At 64.0% G+C, this 17240-nt stretch carries 11 protein-coding genes; 3 read left to right on the top strand and 8 right to left on the bottom strand.

The window, feature by feature from the left end; genetic code table 11:
- The first annotated feature begins 110 nt into the window (after window positions 1–110).
- Entirely contained in the window at window positions 111–1037 is a 927-nt protein-coding gene (locus tag P0D80_RS46160; RefSeq protein WP_408180686.1) for a bestrophin family protein, read from the top strand.
- A gap of 25 nt (window positions 1038–1062) precedes the next feature.
- Here the strand turns inward: P0D80_RS46160 and P0D80_RS46155 are convergent, their stop codons facing one another.
- From P0D80_RS46155 to apbC, 5 genes are all read right to left on the bottom strand, one after another.
- Window positions 1063–1806, bottom strand: a complete 744-nt coding sequence (locus P0D80_RS46155) for a lysozyme inhibitor LprI family protein (protein WP_408294462.1) — start codon at window positions 1804–1806, stop codon at window positions 1063–1065.
- A 2-nt stretch (window positions 1807–1808) separates the two neighbouring features.
- Entirely contained in the window at window positions 1809–4094 is a 2286-nt protein-coding gene (locus P0D80_RS46150) for an Orn/Lys/Arg family decarboxylase (protein ID WP_408294459.1), read from the bottom strand.
- A gap of 87 nt (window positions 4095–4181) precedes the next feature.
- On the bottom strand, window positions 4182–4751 hold the full coding sequence (gene dcd / locus P0D80_RS46145) for a dCTP deaminase (RefSeq protein ID WP_012432068.1): 570 nt from the start codon (window positions 4749–4751) through the stop codon (window positions 4182–4184).
- Window positions 4752–5092: 341 nt separating this feature from the next.
- The gene (locus P0D80_RS46140) at window positions 5093–5626 is read right to left on the bottom strand and encodes a superoxide dismutase family protein (protein WP_132375678.1); all 534 of its coding nucleotides are present in this window, start codon (window positions 5624–5626) and stop codon (window positions 5093–5095) included.
- A 195-nt stretch (window positions 5627–5821) separates the two neighbouring features.
- On the bottom strand, window positions 5822–6910 hold the full coding sequence (apbC, locus tag P0D80_RS46135) for an iron-sulfur cluster carrier protein ApbC (protein WP_408180688.1): 1089 nt from the start codon (window positions 6908–6910) through the stop codon (window positions 5822–5824).
- Window positions 6911–7258: 348 nt separating this feature from the next.
- Here apbC and P0D80_RS46130 point away from each other — a divergent pair, with 348 nt between their 5' ends.
- Window positions 7259–7912 carry a YiaD family glycine zipper/OmpA-like lipoprotein gene (locus tag P0D80_RS46130; protein WP_132375682.1) on the top strand — a complete coding sequence of 218 codons (654 nt, stop codon included), beginning with the start codon at window positions 7259–7261 and terminating at the stop codon, window positions 7910–7912.
- 364 nt (window positions 7913–8276) lie between these two features.
- Window positions 8277–10412: a methionine--tRNA ligase gene (gene metG / locus P0D80_RS46125; RefSeq protein WP_408180689.1), complete on the top strand. Its 2136-nt coding sequence runs from the start codon at window positions 8277–8279 to the stop codon at window positions 10410–10412.
- Window positions 10413–10518: 106 nt separating this feature from the next.
- Here metG and P0D80_RS46120 read toward each other — a convergent pair whose 3' ends face one another.
- The 3 genes from P0D80_RS46120 to P0D80_RS46110 all read right to left on the bottom strand — a co-directional run.
- Window positions 10519–15063, bottom strand: a complete 4545-nt coding sequence (locus tag P0D80_RS46120; protein ID WP_408294452.1) for a translocation/assembly module TamB domain-containing protein — start codon at window positions 15061–15063, stop codon at window positions 10519–10521.
- A gap of 28 nt (window positions 15064–15091) precedes the next feature.
- The gene (locus P0D80_RS46115; RefSeq protein WP_408180691.1) at window positions 15092–16921 is read right to left on the bottom strand and encodes an autotransporter assembly complex protein TamA; all 1830 of its coding nucleotides are present in this window, start codon (window positions 16919–16921) and stop codon (window positions 15092–15094) included.
- Between the two features lie 100 nt (window positions 16922–17021).
- Window positions 17022–17240: hypothetical protein (locus tag P0D80_RS46110; RefSeq protein WP_408294449.1), on the bottom strand; the 219-nt coding region annotated here is incomplete at its 5' end.

Here is a 17240-nt window from a genome sequence, read left to right as displayed (position 1 = left end):
TAATAGACCACTAACAAAACAATGAAAGGCCAACGCCCAAAACATCCGCCAAAAACCCAAAAAAGCGATAATAGAAACCCCGAAGCGCCGCAGGCAAAAAGCACACCCCAATGATCATCCGCCCCCACCTCCATTGGTTCCGCATGCTGCTAGCCTGGCGAGGCTCCGTCCTCCCGCAGTTGCTCCCGCGCCTATTCCTGATCTTCTGCATTTCGATCGTCGCCGTGGCGGCCCACGACCACCTGCTCCCGATCTCGCTCAACCTCAACACCACGGCGCCCTTCTCTTTGATAGGCATCGCGCTGGCGGTGTTCCTGGGCTTCAGAAACAACGCCAGCTACGACCGCTGGTGGGAAGCCCGCAAGCTCTGGGGCCAACTGCTGAACGAGTCACGCTCACTCATCCGCCAGACGCTCACGCTGCCGACAAAACAGCTCCCACAAGAAGACATCAAAGAATTTTTCATAGCGCTCAGCGCCCTCCCGCACGCGCTGCGTCATCAACTCCGCAAGGGCGACCCACGCGAAGACCTCGCCGAACGCCTGCCGCCAGCCCTCTTCGCCCGCGTCATAGCGTCGCGCTACAAACCGGCCACCTTGATGCTTTACCTCGGCGAATGGGTGCAACGCCACGCTCGCTCAGGCGCGATCGATCCAATGGCGGTCATCGCCTTCGATCGGAATCTGAATGGAATCTCGGAAGTAATCGGCGGATGCGAGCGCATTGCTTCGACGCCGCTGCCGTTCGCCTATTCGGTGATGATTCACCGCACGGTGTATTTCTTCTGCGCGTCCCTGCCGTTCGGACTGGTGGACAGCATCGGCATCTTCACGCCCGTCTTCGCGGTCTTCGTGGCGTACACGTTCATGGCGCACGAAGCCATTGCATCGCAAATCGAAGAGCCTTTCGGCATCGACGACAACGACCTCGCGCTCAACCTGATGTCCGTGGCAATCGAGGACGCCATGCGCGACATGCTCGGCGAACCGGCTGTTCAATTGCCGAGCCCGGAAGCGGAAGGCTACATAGTCAATTAAGCAGGCTCACGCCCGAGCACACCGCTCAACTATTGCCGACTGTTTCCGACAGTCGCTTGAGTGTCGCGACCCGCGCGCCGATCACATCGATACGACTGCGCTCATCGACCACCGGCGTCGTGGCGTTCAGATACGTAGTCCACGCCTTCTGTGCATGCGTCAATGTCGGACGCGTACGCGCCGGCATCTTCGACTGCAAGCGTCGGTAATAGCGGTTCAGATCGAACATCGCATGTTCGCACTGCGCGTCCGCGCTGCAGGCACGCACCCGGCGCGGCGGATCGCCGCCGGCACTCGCCTTCGCCACCGCGCTGCGCAGCGCGAGCGCGCGGTCGCGCACCGGCTGCAATTGCATGTCGGCTTCGGCGAGCACGTACATCGTGCCGCGCGTCGTGGCGAACACGGCCGCAAGCAACTGTTTCTCGGCATCGCGTGAAGCCTGCCAGCTCGCCTGACTCTTTTCCCACTGCTTGCGCTGCGCGGGCGGCAACTTCTGCTGAAGCTGCTGCCACGCGTTATCGAGCGCAGTCTTCCAGCCGATCCGCGCGTTGTCCATGCACTGCACTTGCCCTGTTGTCGACGACATGTCGCTGCGCGCAAGACACGCGCGCATCGACGCGTCGATCGGATCGGCGGCGGCGACTTCGGCGTGCGCCGATAGCGGAAGCGCGCCGAGCACCGCAGCCGAAGCCAGCGCCAACGCGCCGAACGCGCGACGCGCGCCGCGAACGCCGACGCTGGCCGCCAACAGGGACTTCACCCGCCGCATCGTCAGGCGCGAACGCAATCGACGAAGTATTCGATGCGCCCGTTGATCGTTTCGCCGACGAGTCCGTGGATGTCCGTGTGGAAACCCGGGAAGCGCTCGTTGAACTCGCGCGCGAAACGCAAATAGTTGACGATGGTCCTGTTGAAGCGCTCGCCCGGAATCAGCAGCGGAATGCCCGGCGGATACGGCGTCAACAGGATCGACGTGACGCGGCCTTCGAGTTCGTCGATAGGCACGCGATCGATCTCGCGGTGCGCGAGCTTGGCGAACGCGTCGGACGGCTTCATGGCCGGTTCCATGCTCGACAGATACATCTCGGTCGTCAAGCGCGCGATGTCGTTCGCACGGTACACGCTGTGAATCTGCTCGCACAGATCGCGCAGACCGACGCGCTCGTACATCGGATGATGCGAGACGAACTCGGGCAGCACGCGCCACAGCGGCTGGTTGTTGTCGTAGTCGTCCTTGAACTGCTGGAGTTCGGTGACCATCGAGTTCCAGCGGCCCTTGGTGATGCCGATCGTGAACATGATGAAGAACGAATACAGCCCGGTCTTCTCGACGATGATGCCGTGCTCGGCCAGGTACTTCGTGACGATCGCAGCCGGAATGCCCGACTCGCCGAAGCCGCCGTCCATGTCCAGACCCGGCGTGACGATGGTCGCCTTGATCGGGTCGAGCATGTTGAAGCCCTCGGCGAGCGGACCGAAGCCGTGCCACTTGTCGTTCGGGCGCAGCATCCAGTCTTCGCGCGAGCCGATGCCTTCTTCGGCGAACTGGTCCGGGCCCCACACCTTGAAGAACCAGTCGTCGCCGTATTCGGCGTCGACCTTGCTCATCGCGCGACGGAAGTCCAACGCCTCTGCGATCGACTCTTCGACGAGCGCAGTGCCGCCCGGCGCTTCCATCATGGCCGCGGCCACGTCGCACGAGGCGATGATCGCGTACTGCGGGCTGGTCGACGTGTGCATCAGATACGCTTCATTGAAGCGATGCTTGTCGAAGCGGCTGTTCTTCGAATCCTGCACGACGATCTGCGAAGCCTGCGAAATGCCGGCCAGCAGCTTGTGCGTGGAGTGCGTGGCGAACACCATCGCGCCGATGCGCGGACGCCCCGCGCCGATCGCGTGCATGTCCTGATAGAACTCGTGGAATTCCGCGTGCGGCAGCCAGGCTTCGTCGAAGTGCAGCGTGTCGAGCCAGTCGCCCAGCATCTCCTTGATCATCTCGACGTTGTAGATCACGCCGTCGTAGGTGCTCTGCGTGATGGTCAAAATGCGCGGCTTGAGTTCCGGATTCTTCGCGAGTGCTTCGCGGGCGAATGGGTTCGCGAGAATCTTCTTCTTGATGTTTTCCGGTTCGAACTCGCTGCGCGGAATCGGCCCGATGATGCCGAAGTTATTGCGCGTGGGCGTGAGGAACACCGGAATCGCGCCGGTCATGGTGATCGCGTGCAGGATCGACTTGTGGCAGTTGCGGTCCACCAGCACGATGTCGCCCGGCGCAACCGTGCCGTGCCAGACGATCTTGTTCGACGTGGACGTGCCGTTGGTCACGAAGAACACGTGGTCCGCGCTGAAAATGCGCGCCGCGTTGCGCTCGGACGCCGCCACCGGACCGGTGTGATCGAGCAGCTGGCCGAGTTCGTCGACGGCGTTGCACACGTCCGCGCGCAGCATGTTCTCGCCGAAGAACTGGTGGAACATCTGGCCGAGCGGGCTCTTCAGGAACGCCACGCCGCCCGAGTGCCCCGGGCAGTGCCACGAATACGAGCCTTCGTCCGCGTACTGCACCAGTTCCTTGAAGAACGGCGGCGCGAGCGAATCCAGATACACCTTGGTCTCGCGGATGATATGGCGCGCGACGAACTCCGGCGTGTCCTCGAACATGTGGATGAAGCCGTGCAGTTCGCGCAGGATGTCGTTCGGCAAGTGACGCGAGGTGCGCGTTTCGCCGTACAGGAAGATCGGAATGTCGGCGTTGCGGCGGCGCACTTCGGTCACGAACGCGCGCAGCGCGACGATCGCGGCGGCCAGCTCCGGCGTCTCGCCTTCCACCACCACGTTATCGACGTACGGCAGCAGTTCGTCGTCGTCGATCGAGAGGATAAAGCACGAGGCGCGGCTCGACTGCTGCGCGAACGAAGTCAGATCGCCATAGCTCGTCAACCCGAGCACTTCCGCGCCTTCTTTCTCGATGGCTTCGGCCAAGGCCCGGATGCCGGAACCCGAGATGTTCTCGGAGCGGAAATCTTCGTCGATGATGACGACGGGAAAACGAAACTTCATGGGCGATTCTCCAAAAAGAACGACCGCTGCATTCTCTAAATTGCAGCGGTCACCCGGTATAGCTGGTGGGTCAGTACGCTGCCGACGTCACGTCTTGGGCAACGTGACGCCGTGCTGACCTTGATATTTGCCGCCGCGATCCGCGTACGACGTTTCACAAATCTCGTCGCTTTCGAAAAACAGCACTTGAGCGACGCCTTCGTTCGCGTAGATTTTCGCAGGCAAAGGTGTCGTATTCGAGAATTCGAGCGTGACGTGCCCTTCCCATTCCGGCTCGAACGGCGTCACGTTGACGATGATCCCGCAACGCGCATACGTCGACTTGCCCAGACACACGGTCAGCACGCTGCGCGGAATGCGGAAATACTCGACCGTGCGCGCGAGCGCGAACGAATTCGGCGGGATGATGCAGACATCGCCCTTGAAGTCGACAAACGACTTCTCGTCGAAGTTTTTCGGATCGACGATGGTCGAGTTGATGTTGGTGAAGATCTTGAATTCGTCGGCGCAGCGGATGTCGTAGCCATAGCTCGACGTGCCGTAGCTGACAATCTTCCGGCCGTCTTCGGAGACGCGAACCTGATCGGGCGCGAACGGCTCGATCATGTTGTGCGACGCGGCCATGCGCCGGATCCACTTGTCGGATTTGATAGTCATAGGTGAACGCTGCTCGACGTGAATGACAGAGGTATGACGGATAACGACCCGGTAAGTGCCGGGTCACTTTTGGCTTACTGCGCGCCTTCGTTGCGCTGACTTCGGATACAAAGCCACGCCGCGGGCCGTTCGGCGCTCTAAGCCCCTTCGGCTAAGTGCCCCGCCTACTCGGCAGGACGGGCACTCCGGCGAGGCAGCCGAACGAAAGGCGCTTATTTTACGCGATCGTGAGAATGCTGCCGCAGGTTGGGTTCGGGAGCGGCCCGATGCCAGCCCCGAGGCCGCCTGGCTGAACGCCGGCAGCCTGCGCGCGGGCCTCGATCAAGCGGCACGCGCAACGCTCATTGGCGAATCAATCCGCACGCGAGCGCGGGGCCCGCGCCATGCTGCGGATAGGCGTACGGATCGGTCGCGTCGTGATGCAGCAGAACCGCGCGCTGCAACACCGAGCGGATGCCGTCGAGCGAGACGTCCGGCGCGACGATGAAGCCCGTGGCCACGCCGTTCGCGTCCGCGTGAATATTGCCGAGGTCGCCCTCGACCCGCGCGCCCGATTTCAGACGCTCGGCGGCCGGCGAGAACACCTGGCCGGCGCTGGAACCGTCGGCGGCATTGCAGTCGCCGCGCTCGTGCACTTGCAAAGCGTGGTCGCTATTGGGCGGCATGCCCGAGAGATTGTAGGTAACCTGCACGCCGTCCGAGCGCTCGATGAACGTGACGAGACCGCGCGCCTGATTGCCCACGGTGGGCAGCAACTGCGCGTCCGCACGTTTTTCCTGTGGTCTCAGGAACGCGCTACAGCCGCATAACAGCACACTGCTGGCAGCCAGGACGATGAACGCATGCACCGCCTGCCCGTCGATTCGTTTTCCCATGCGATCCTCTTGCCGGCCTGGCGGCCGCCCCTGCGGCCGCCGAGCCGAACTTGTGAAGTCGACATGATACCGCGAGACCAGGCGAAAACAGACGCCTTGGGCCCTTGTCCGAACGGCTGTCAAGAGCGCCCCCAACCTGTCGCTTCGCGCCAGCCCCCCGAGGGGGGACAAAACTTGGGGCGGCCCGGCGTTTTCTCAGGTGTTCTGGACCACGATATTGGGAAACTTCGACGTCATGTCGCGAGCGCGTTCGGCGATATGGATCGCCACCTTGCGCGCGATCGACCGGTAGATTTCCGCGATGCGTCCTTGCGGGTCGGCCACCACGGTCGGCTTGCCCGAGTCGGCCTGCTCGCGGATCGCAATGTCGAGCGGCAGGCTGCCCAGCACGTCGACGCCGTATTCCTTGCCCATGCGCTCGCCGCCGCCGGCGCCGAAGATATGCTCTTCGTGGCCGCAATTCGAGCAGATATGCATACCCATGTTCTCGACGATGCCGAGGATCGGAATGCCGACCTTCTCGAACATCTTGAGACCCTTCTTCGCGTCGAGCAGCGCGATGTCCTGCGGCGTGGTGACGATCACGGCGCCCGTCACCGGCACGCGTTGCGACAGCGTCAGCTGAATGTCGCCAGTGCCCGGCGGCATGTCGACGATCAGGTAGTCGAGATCGCGCCAGTTGGTCTGCCGCAGCAGTTGTTCCAACGCGGAAGTGGCCATTGGGCCGCGCCACACCATCGGGTTGTCCTGCTCGATCAGGAAGCCGATCGAATTGGCCTGCAAGCCGTGGCCGGTCATCGGGTTCATCGACTTCTCGTCGGGCGACTCGGGGCGGCCGACGATGCCGAGCATCATCGGCAACGACGGGCCATAGATGTCCGCGTCGAGAATACCGACCGACGCGCCTTCGCTCGCCAGCGCCAGCGCAAGATTCACGGCGGTCGTGCTCTTGCCGACACCGCCCTTGCCCGACGCCACCGCGACGATGTTTTTAACGTTCGGCAACAGTTTCACGCCACGCTGCACGGTATGCGCCGCGATCTGCTGCGACACCTGGACACGCACGTCGGCCACACCCGGCACGGCGCGCAGCGCATCCGAAAATTGCGTGCGGATCGCGTCGAATTGGCGCATGGCGGGATAGCCGAGTACCACGTCGACGCTAACCGTGTCACCCTGCACCGCGACGTTCTTGATGTTCTTGGCGGCCGCGTAGGGCCGGCCGGTGTTGGGGTCAGCGACGGCTGCGAGGGCAGCGTCGACCAAAGCCCGATCGATACTCATTGACACTCCGTGGGGAACACCTGCGGCGCAGCGGAATCGAAATCTCGGCCACGCGCCGGAATTTGAAAGAAATTGTTAGACAGCATTGCGAAAACCAAGCGTGCCGGGCACCCTTCGGGCAGGCGGAACGCCAGGGGGCCGCATCGCTGCATGCTTCAGCCATTATTGTAGTGGCTGGCGGCAAGCCTTGCCGGAAGACCCTTCTTTACTGTCGGACCGAGGCTGAGCAGGGCGTAAGACTTCTCGTATTGTCGAGCCGGCGGCTTTACTGCCGTCAGGTTCGCCGTACGGATTTTTTCATATCGCCGCCTTGCTTGCCTGACTGGCTTCACTCAAGAGGAATCAAAAATGAATGCAAAAATTATGACTCGCCTGGCTGTCTTTGCTGTTGCCGGTTCGCTGCTGGCGGGTTGCGCCACCCAACAGGGCACCAACACGGCGGTCGGTACGGGCGTGGGCGCCGGCACGGGCGCTGCGCTGGGCGCGATCTTCGGCGGCGGTAAGGGCGCGGCGATCGGCGCGGGCGTCGGCGCGGCGGTGGGCGGCATCACCGGCTACAACTGGCAAGCCATTCACAACAAGCTGTCGGGCGCCACCAAGGGCACCGGCACGCAGATCACCGAACAGCCGGATGGCTCGCTCAAGCTGAACATTCCGAGTTCTGTCACGTTCGACACCAACAGCTACGCGGTCAAGCCGTCGTTCGCGCCGGTGCTGGACCAACTGGCGCAGACCATGCAACAGAATCCGGAACTGATCGCTCAGGTGGTCGGGCACACGGACAGCACGGGCCAGCCGGCGTACAACCAGACGCTGTCGGTCAACCGCGCGGAAAGCGTGACGGGCTACCTGGGCCAGCGCGGCGTCGCGCCGCAGCGCCTGTCGGCACAAGGCCTGGGCCAAACCCAGCCGATCGCCGACAACAACACCGAAGCCGGTCGTGCAGCGAACCGCCGCGTGGAAATCTATCTGCGCGCCACGGCTCAGCACACCACGCAATAAGGACGAGACCGCGGGAGATTGAGAAAGCCGGTCGCTGGGGCTGCATCACCGGCGACCGTTATGCTTTAGAAAGCCGTGGAAGGCGGAAAAAAGGAATCTTGCACGAGAACGAAAAAAATTTCGAACTCTGCGCAAAATCCGCTGTCTGTCTTTACGGTACGTGGCTGGCGATGCCGCCGCGTCACCATTCTCCTCTTGTCGTTGTTGCTCCGGGGTTAATAGCCCCGGTTTTTTTTGGACGCTCGGTTTACACGCCGCGCCGCCCCGCGATGACTCAGCCCGCGCCTCAGGCGGCCCGCCCCGCGCCCGGCGCCTGCCCTGCTAGAATCAACCTTTCGTCCCACCGCAGGCTCCCACCATCCTTATGTCAGCACCCGTAACCGATCTCTCCGCAGGCGCGCCGTCAGGCCGTCGCCAGATTCTCGTCACGTCGGCCCTTCCGTATGCGAACGGGCAAATCCATATTGGCCATCTGGTCGAATATATCCAGACGGACATCTGGGTCCGGACGTTGCGAATGCACGGGCACGAGGTCTACTACGTGGGCGCCGACGACACGCACGGCACGCCCGTCATGCTGCGCGCGGAGAAAGAAGGTCTCACGCCGAAGCAGCTGATCGACCGCGTCTGGCAGGAACACAAGCGCGACTTCGACAGCTTCGGGATTTCGTTCGACAATTACTACACGACCGACTCCGAAGAGAACCGCGTTCTCAGCGAAAACGTCTATCTGGCGCTCAAGGAAGCGGGCCTGATCGACGCGCGCGATATCGAACAGGCATACGACCCGGTCAAGGAAATGTTCCTGCCGGATCGCTTCATCAAGGGCGAATGCCCGAAATGCGGCGCGAAAGACCAGTACGGCGACAGCTGCGAAGTATGCGGCTCGACTTATCTGCCCACCGAGTTGATCAACCCGTACTCAGTCGTCTCCGGCGCCACGCCGATTCGTAAAACGTCGACGCACTATTTTTTCCGCCTCTCCGATCCGCGCTGCGAGAATTTCCTGCGCGCGTGGGTGGGCGGTCTGGCGCAGCCGGAAGCCACCAACAAGATGCGCGAGTGGCTCGGCGACGCCGGCGAAGCCAAGCTCGCCGATTGGGACATCTCGCGCGACGCGCCGTATTTCGGCTTCGAGATTCCGGGCGCGCCGGGCAAGTATTTTTACGTGTGGCTGGACGCGCCGGTCGGTTACTACGCGAGCTTCAAGAATCTCGCCGAAAAACGCGGCCTCGACTTCGACGCGTGGATTCGCAAGGGTTCGACGGCCGAGCAGTATCACTTCATCGGCAAGGACATTCTGTATTTCCACACGCTGTTCTGGCCGGCCATGCTCGAGTTTTCGGGCCACCGCACGCCGACCAACGTGTTCGCGCACGGCTTCCTGACCGTGGACGGCGCGAAGATGTCGAAGTCGCGCGGCACGTTCATCACCGCGCAGAGCGTGATCGACACGGGACTAAATCCGGAATGGCTGCGCTACTACTTCGCGGCCAAGCTGAACAGCACGATGGAAGACCTCGACCTGAACCTCGACGACTTCCAGGCGCGCGTGAACAGCGATCTGGTCGGCAAATACGTGAACATCGCGAGCCGCGCCGCCGGCTTCCTGATCAAGCGCTTCGACGGCCGCGTGCAGGACAGCGCGATGCAGCATCCGCTGCTCGCCTCGCTGCGCGCCGCCGTGCCGCAAATCGCCGCGAACTACGAAGCGCGCGAGTACAACCGCGCGCTGCGTCAGACCATGGAACTGGCCGACGCCGTGAATGCCTATGTCGACACCGCCAAGCCGTGGGATCAGGCGAAAGACCCGGCGAACAGCGTCGCGCTGCATGAAACTTGTACGGTAAGCATCGAAGCGTTCCGGCTACTGTCGCTGGCGCTCAAGCCGGTGTTGCCGAAGCTCGCCGAAGCGGTCGAAGGCTTCCTCGGCATCGAACCGCTGGTGTGGGCCGACGCCAACGTGCCGCTCAGCTCCGCCCGCCCGATCAACGCGTACAAGCATCTGATGACGCGCGTCGATCCGAAGCAGATCGAAGCGCTGCTGGCAGCCAATCGCGACTCGCTGCAAGCCACGCCGGAAGCCGCTGCTCCGGCCGACGCCAAGGGCAAGTCGAAGGCAGCGAAAGCGGCCGCCGCCGACAAGGACGAAACGCCCGGCGTCATCTCGATCGACGACTTCGCGAAGATCGATTTGCGCATTGCGAAGATCGTCGACTGCAAGGCGGTGGAAGGTTCGGACAAGCTGCTGCAACTCACGCTCGATGTCGGCGAAGAGAAAACCCGCAACGTGTTTTCGGGCATCAAGTCGGCGTATCAGCCGGAGCAACTGGTCGGCAAACTGACGGTGATGGTCGCGAACCTCGCGCCGCGCAAGATGAAGTTCGGCCTGTCCGAAGGCATGGTGCTGGCCGCATCCGCCACCGACGAGAAAGCGGAACCGGGCCTGTATGTGCTCGAGCCGGATAGCGGCGCGAAGCCGGGCATGCGCGTGAAATAAAGCGCGGCGTCTCACGCCGAAGGCACGCATGAAAAAACGGCACGCCCTGAAAAGGCGTGCCGTTTTTTTTGCCTCAGCGCGAAGACTTAAGCGCGCCCGCAGCGCATTACCAGCGGATCCGGTCGAAGCGCCGCGTGTAAAGCAGATCGACGCCGGAGAACGTGCCGCCGTAAGCCGCGACCGACCAGTAACGCGTCAGGTTGACCGTCGCCTTGATCGCATTGCTCGCCGACTGCAGCCCCTGTTCGTAGCCGATTACGAGCCGCTCGTTGATCGCCTTCGACACCATCACCACCTGCGGATCGGTCAGCCCCACTTCGCTTCGTCCGATCGAAAACTCGTCGAGCCCGAAAGTCTGCGCGATCCGCTTGCCGCTTGCGCTGCCGAGCAGTGCGAGCGCCGTCGTCATCGTGCTTTGCTGGCCGAGGTTATTACCCTGATCCGTGCCGTGGCCGAACAACAGCCACGAGAGCTTTTCGTTATCCGGCACGTTCGGCTCCGACACCAGCTTCGCCGTCGGGAATTGAACCGTGCCCGTGACCTGCACGCCCGCCTCGACCTGCTGGTTGCGGCGCATGGCCAGGATGTTGATGCCCGGATTGGCCACAGGCCCGTTGAAGGTGAAGAAGCCGTTCTCGATGTTGAGCTTGCGGCCGAACGCGGTGTAGGTCGAGCCCTGCGTGACGCGCACGTTCCCCACCGCGCGCAGTGGCAGGTTCGGCGCGCTCATCGCGGTGATCGTGCCGGTCAGGCCCAGGTCCGCGCCCTGGCCGCGGAAGCGGAAGTTGTTGCCGAGGCTGATGTCGATATTGGCGCGCGGGGCGAACGGGCCAATCGGCTTGTTGGTGCCAGGCACAGGCGGTGGCCGCTCGCCGGCCACCGAACCGTCCGGGCGCACCACCACGACGTCGTCGCCGAGCTTCGGCGCGGACTGTTCCGGCATGTCGAACAACGCGTGATCGACGACGAATTTGCCGTTGATCGCCATGCCGCCTTGCGCGCCGGCATTCGCGACGCTCGCGCTGCCCGACAGCGACAGGTTGCGATCCGGCGCCGCGAACAATTCGAGCTTGTCCGCGACAATGCTCGCCGTCAGATCCGGCTCCGCGCCGTCCAGACGCACACGGCCGGTGGCGCGCAAAGTGCCGCTCGCGCCATTGAATTCGACCTGTTGAAAGTCCACCAGATTGTGCGAAAGCGCGATGCGCACCACGCCGTCCTTCAACTGCACGCCCTGATCGACCATCGTCGCGGAGAGACCGTCGCCGAGCAGCGAGCCGGTCAGGTTCGGCTTGGCGACGGTGCCGGCGAGCGCGAGCTTGAGCGCGAGGTGGCCGTCGAGCAGATAGCTCGGACCGAACAGGCCGCCGGTGGTTTTCAGCGACGGCACGTTGGCGTTCACATTGCCGGTGAGCGCGCCGTCCTCGTTGACGGTCAGGAAGCCGTCGCGCATCACCAGCGTGGTGTGCGCGTCGGCGTCGATCACGCCGATGCGGCTCGCCTGCGCGTGAAAAGTGGCGTTGAGCCGGTTGCCGCCGCTGAATTCGGCGCGCGCGGCGATACTCGAAATACCGAGCGAGGCGAGGCCCCGGCCGATTTCAACCGTGACGTCGCCGCTACGGCGCTGCAACTGGATGTGGCCGGTCGCCGTGCTGCCGAGCGCGAAGTCCCAGTCGCCGTCGAACACCAGATCGGTTTTGACGTGCGGCGGCTCACCCGTGATCTCGTGCCGCAGAGCCTGCAGACGCGCGACTGAAATGCCGGTCAAACTGCCTGCCGACTGAATCTTGCCGTGGTCGAAGGCAAAGGTTTTCAGGCTCAGCACCGCGCCTTCGAGCGTGAGCCGCGTCGTGCCGAGCGTCAGGCGGTCCGGCCCGGCGCTGACGGCGAGCGGCGACTCGAGATTCAACGCCGGTGTGCCGCGATTCTGCAGGCGCGTGACGGTGCCGTCCCAGCGCGTGCCGTCGCGCGCTTCGGTCAGCTTGCCGTTGGCGGCTAGCGTGAGATCGAGCGGACGGTCTTGCAGCTTGCCGGTGGCGGCGGCCTCGAGCGTGTGATTGGCGCGCGTGCCGGACAGACGCGCCGTGAGCACGTTCAGATCGACGCCGCCTGCGCTGAGGTTACGCGCGTCGGTGGTAAAGACCAGCGCGCCGTTCGCGCCGTCGCGCAGTTCGGCGTGTCCTTCCGCGTGGCCGATGCGGTTACTGCCGAACACCACGCTGTCGGCCTTGTAGTTCAGCACGACATTCGGATGCGCGAACGAGCCGGTGACGTCGCCATCGGCCGCGACGAGTCCGGCGAGACCGAAGCCGAGGCGCTCCAGTTCCGGCGCGTCGACGCGGAACTTCAGCCGGTCGCCGCGTGCGCCGAAGCTGCCTTGCAGATCCACCTGGTTGCCCGCGACCGAGAGGTTCGCGCGGCTCGGCAAAATCCGCGAGCCCGCCAGTTGGATTGTGCCGCCGCCGGTCAACGGCAGGCCGTCGTAGACGCTCGGCCCGAGCTTGAATTCGGCCTTGGTCGTGAAGACCGGGCCGAGCATGCCGGCCGCGGTGAGCGTGCCGTTCACACGTGCCTCGATCTTGCGGGCAGGCGGGGCGCCGCGTTTCGGCGGCGGCGGGGTTTTGCGCTCGACTACTTCGCTTTTGACTGCCGCCTTGGCGGTGTTTTTCACGACGGCGGCGGCCTTGTCGGCGGGCGCGGCGCTTTTTGCGCCGGCCGTGCTGCCCACTTGCGCGGCAGCCTCCGCGGTTTTGCTGTTTTTGGCACGGCTTGCCGACGGTGCCGGCGTCGGTCCAGTCACCGGCTTGTGCGACGGCATCTGCGAAGCCAGCGTCAACGGGTCGAAATCGATCAGCTGCGCTTTCAGGTTGTAGGTGGAATTCGCGTCGTGCTTGAGCGCGCCTGACAGATCGATGCGGCCTTTGCCCGACGTAATGCGTACGTCATTGAAGCTCATGCGGGCGGGATCGAATGTCACTTTGCCCTGGGCGCGCAGCGCCGCTTTCGGGTCGGCGAGATCGAGTGTGAGGCTCTGCACGTCGTCGTTCAGACGCACGCCGATAGGGCCAGACAGCTGTGTGGGCCGCACCGTTGCTTGCAGCGCGTTCAGGTCGAGGTTGGCGACTTTCAGATCGAACTGCCCACGCTTACCGCTCAGTGCGCCGCCACCAGTGAGCGTGGCGTTCTTTACGAGTCGCACGTTCAGGTTCGAGATGCGCTGCGCCTGGGCGTCGAGCCGAACGTCGGCGTTGGCGTCGATGATCGGCAGCAGGTTCTGGTCGATCGCACCGGGTTTGGCGTTGACGATCGAGACGTGGCCGGTGACTGCGAAAGTCGCGGCGGGTTTGGCGGTGGTGTCGGGGTTGGCGTCGCGTTTGCCGGTTGTCGCTATGGGTGGTTGCGCTGCGCTGGCGGCATTGCCTGCGCCCGCGAGGGCGCTTTGGCTGGCAGCGCGGCCGGCACTGGCTGCGTTGGCTGAACTGGAAGCGCTGGTGGCGTGGGGGGCGTTCGTGGTACTCGCAGCCTTCGTGACGCTCGTGGCATTGCCACCACTCGCCGAACTCGCGGCCTTTGCCGCTGCCTTCGCCCCACTTGCCGCACCGGCCCCGCGCGCAGCGCCTGTCGCACTCGCCGCACTTGCCCCCGTTACCCCACTCGCCCCCAACACGACCTCTTCCGCCGCACCCTGCCCCACCGGCTGCAACTCCGCCCGAACGGCCAGGTCGGCCAACGGCGCGCCGGGCGCAAAAGCCTGCGGGTTGATGTGATCGAAGGTCAGCGTAGCGCGCTGCAACGGCACGTCGCCGAACGGCGTAGCCTCGACCCTCGCATGACCGGCGAGTTTCATGCCGCTTGCATCGAGTTCCGCGATGAGATTCTCCAGCGAGCCGCTTAGATGGCCACCCACCTGTACCGCCTCGTCGTTCACCTTGCCCGAATAGCCGACGTCCCCAGTCAACGGAAACGGCCGCACACCGTCGAGTTTGGCGGCCGCCGTCACCGCGCCGAACGGCGTGTCCAGCCGCTCGATCGCGGCCTCGTGATGGCGTCCGTCGCTACGTCCATGAAAGACGAAGCGCGAGAATTCGGTCGTCGACGCGCCCTGATGCAGCAGCAGCTTGTCGACCTGGACATCGCGAACGTCGAGCTGCATCGGTAAGCGCAAGTCTTGCGGCAGCTTCACCGGCCCGCTGCTGCTCGACGACGAAGAACCAATACGCGCGTCCACCGTACCGATATGCAGATAGTCGATGGTGAACCGCCACGGCTCGCGCGCGAGCGCCCAGCGGCCGGCCACGCGGTCGATCTGGATATCGGTGCCGCTGCCGTCGAGGCTGCGCCACCGCACTTGCCGCAATTGCAGGCCATTGGCGAGAGCGCCTCGCTCCAACGTGCCGCTCAGCTTGCCGCCCAGCAGCTTCACCGCCGCCTGCCACGCATAGGCGGTGCCGCGCTCGGTCGTGAGCGCGCCGTACAACAAACCCACCGCCAGCGCGAGCAACAGCACCAGCACGGCCACCGCCCACGCGAACGTTTTCAGCAGCAACCGGCCGAGGCGGCGCCTGGGCGGCGGCTGCTGTTCGGGCGGCTGCTCCGGCGGTTGTGCACCGGGGGGCTGCGCGGGAGGTTGGGCGGAAACGTCCGTGGTCATGCGTGGATCATGTGGAAGCAGGTTTTCATCAGAAGGCGATGCCAAGCGTCAGATACGGCCGCACGCTCTTGTTGCGAATGCCGTAGGCGACATCGACGTTGACCGGGCCGACCGGGCTGCGCCAGCGCGCCCCGACACCGACGCCGGGATAAAAGACTTTTTCGCCCCACGTGTCGGTGGCGGTGCCGATGTCGAAGAACGCGGCCGCGCCCCAGTCGTGACTGAACCAATGCTGGTACTCGGCCGAGCCCGTGACGAGATACTTGGTGGGCAGCACCGAACCGTCGACGTTGTTACCGATACTCTGATAGCCATAGCCGCGCACCGAATTCGAGCCGCCCGCGCGAAACAGCAGCGAGGCCGGAATGCCGCTCGAAGGGCCGCTCGTGAACACGCCGCCTAGTTCGGCGCGAATCAGCACGAGGTCTTCCTTGCCGATCGGCAGATACTGCTGGCCGCGCGCGTAGCCGCGGATGAAAGTCTGGTCGGTCAGCGCGCCTTTGACCGCGAAGCCCGCCTCGACGTGAATCAGGTTGCCCTTGCGCGGGAACAGCGGATCGTCGGTATTGCGCCGGGTCCACGACCAAGCCGGCACCAGCGCGCGGCTCGTGGTCGGCGCGAACGCGTTCTGATCGAGCCGGTCCTGGTAGAAGAGGAGCGAGTAGTTATAGTCGATGAATTGCGAGGTCCGGGCCCGTTGCACGCCGCCGCGAATACTGTAAATGCGCGTGTCGGATACGTCGGTCGTAGTGTAGGACGCCAGCACGCTATTGGTCCACGCACGCGGCCCCGGCGGCATGGCGAGCTGAATTTGCCCGTATTGCTGGATCTGGTCGATGCGCCCCTGGATGGTGAACGGCCACGCTTTGCCGAACGTGTCGAGATACGAATAGGAACCCTGGACCAGCGGGCCGTTGTCCGTCGAGTAGCCGACCCCGCCTCGAATGCTGTTGTACGGATATTCCGACACCTTCACGTGCACCGGCGTCTCGACCGGCTTGGCCGGGTCGCTGTCCACGTCGATCGCGACGCTCGCGTAGTACGGCGTGTTCTGCAACTGCCGCTGCAATTCGGTGATGCGCTGAACGTCGTAGATATCACCCTCGGAGATCGGATTCACGTTCTCAACGATCTTTTCCGGATAGCGCCGCGTACCCGATACATCGAGCTTGCCCATCGTGAAGGTCGGCCCGCTGTCGTACGTGACCAACAGTTTCGCCTCGTGCGTGCGTGGATCGACCCGCGCCTCGGAGTGGTAAATCTTCGCACCCAGATAGCGGCGCGCCTGCAGCGCCTTGAGCGAGGCGTTTTTCGCATCGTCCCAATCGCCCTGCGAGAACGGATCGCCTTCGTGCAGCGAAAATGCGAAGCGCGCGGCGTTTTCCTGGGCCGGATCCTCGGTCAGCACCGGCCCGCGAAACGACAGCGAAATCGATGAGATGACGGTCTGCGGGCCGGGATCGACGCTCACCGTGACGCGCTTCGCATTGTCGATAGTGCGCACGTCGGTGCGCACGACCGGGCTGAAATAGCCCTGCGTGGAGGCCAAGTCGCGGACCTGCTGGGGCGTGGCGGTAATCAGAAACTCGAACTGGTCGTCGCTGATGTCAGGGCGCTTGGCGAAACGCGCGATATCCAGGTGCGCTTCGAGCAGCTTGCGCAGCGAGCGCGGCGTGGCTTCGATATCGACCTTGTAGCTAGCCGCCGCTTTTGCGGCGTGGGCGTTGTCGGTGGCAAGCGTCAGCATGACGAGGGCGAATGCCAGCCACGTGCGCCACCAGCGCCGCATGGGCGTGCGATGCCCGCGCCCGGAACTGGCCTTGCCGCGCCGCAGCTTGTCGATCGCACACCCCGCCAAACAGGACCTCCAGCCGTGGTTGATGAATTCTTGTCGCTCAGCCGCGCCGCGGCGGCCGAAGCACGCTATTTGACCACATCGGCGGGACGCCGCGAGATCTCTAAAACTGTGTCCGCGGCTTGCCGGCGGGCTTTACCGTCGGGTTCGCGCGCGGCGCGCCATGCAGCGTGACGCCGACGCGGGTGTCGATGCCGATGCCAAAGCAGCTGGCCGGTGCCGGTGCCGGTGCCGGTGCCGGTGCCGTTGCCGTTGCCATTGCCATTGCCATTGCCATTGCCAGTGCCAGTGCCAGTGCCGGTGCCAGTGCCAGCGCCAGTGC

This window comes from Paraburkholderia sp. RL17-373-BIF-A (genome assembly GCF_046030175.1).
GTDB lineage: Bacteria > Pseudomonadota > Gammaproteobacteria > Burkholderiales > Burkholderiaceae > Paraburkholderia.
Note: the sequence above shows the minus strand (reverse complement) of the source record. Positions and strands in the feature narration are given on the sequence as shown.

Bases quoted from the DNA above. Each gene is read 5' to 3' on its own strand.
- P0D80_RS46160 (WP_408180686.1), top strand. From the start codon at position 111: ATGATCATCCGCCCCCACCTCCATTGGTTCCGCATGCTGCTAGCCTGG.
- metG (WP_408180689.1), top strand. From the start codon at position 8,277: ATGTCAGCACCCGTAACCGATCTCTCCGCAGGCGCGCCGTCAGGCCGT.
- dcd (WP_012432068.1), bottom strand. From the start codon at position 4,751: ATGACTATCAAATCCGACAAGTGGATCCGGCGCATGGCCGCGTCGCAC.
- P0D80_RS46130 (WP_132375682.1), top strand. From the start codon at position 7,259: ATGAATGCAAAAATTATGACTCGCCTGGCTGTCTTTGCTGTTGCCGGT.
- apbC (WP_408180688.1), bottom strand. From the start codon at position 6,910: ATGAGTATCGATCGGGCTTTGGTCGACGCTGCCCTCGCAGCCGTCGCT.
- P0D80_RS46150 (WP_408294459.1), bottom strand. From the start codon at position 4,094: ATGAAGTTTCGTTTTCCCGTCGTCATCATCGACGAAGATTTCCGCTCC.
- P0D80_RS46155 (WP_408294462.1), bottom strand. From the start codon at position 1,806: ATGCGGCGGGTGAAGTCCCTGTTGGCGGCCAGCGTCGGCGTTCGCGGC.
- P0D80_RS46120 (WP_408294452.1), bottom strand. From the start codon at position 15,063: ATGACCACGGACGTTTCCGCCCAACCTCCCGCGCAGCCCCCCGGTGCA.
- P0D80_RS46140 (WP_132375678.1), bottom strand. From the start codon at position 5,626: ATGGGAAAACGAATCGACGGGCAGGCGGTGCATGCGTTCATCGTCCTG.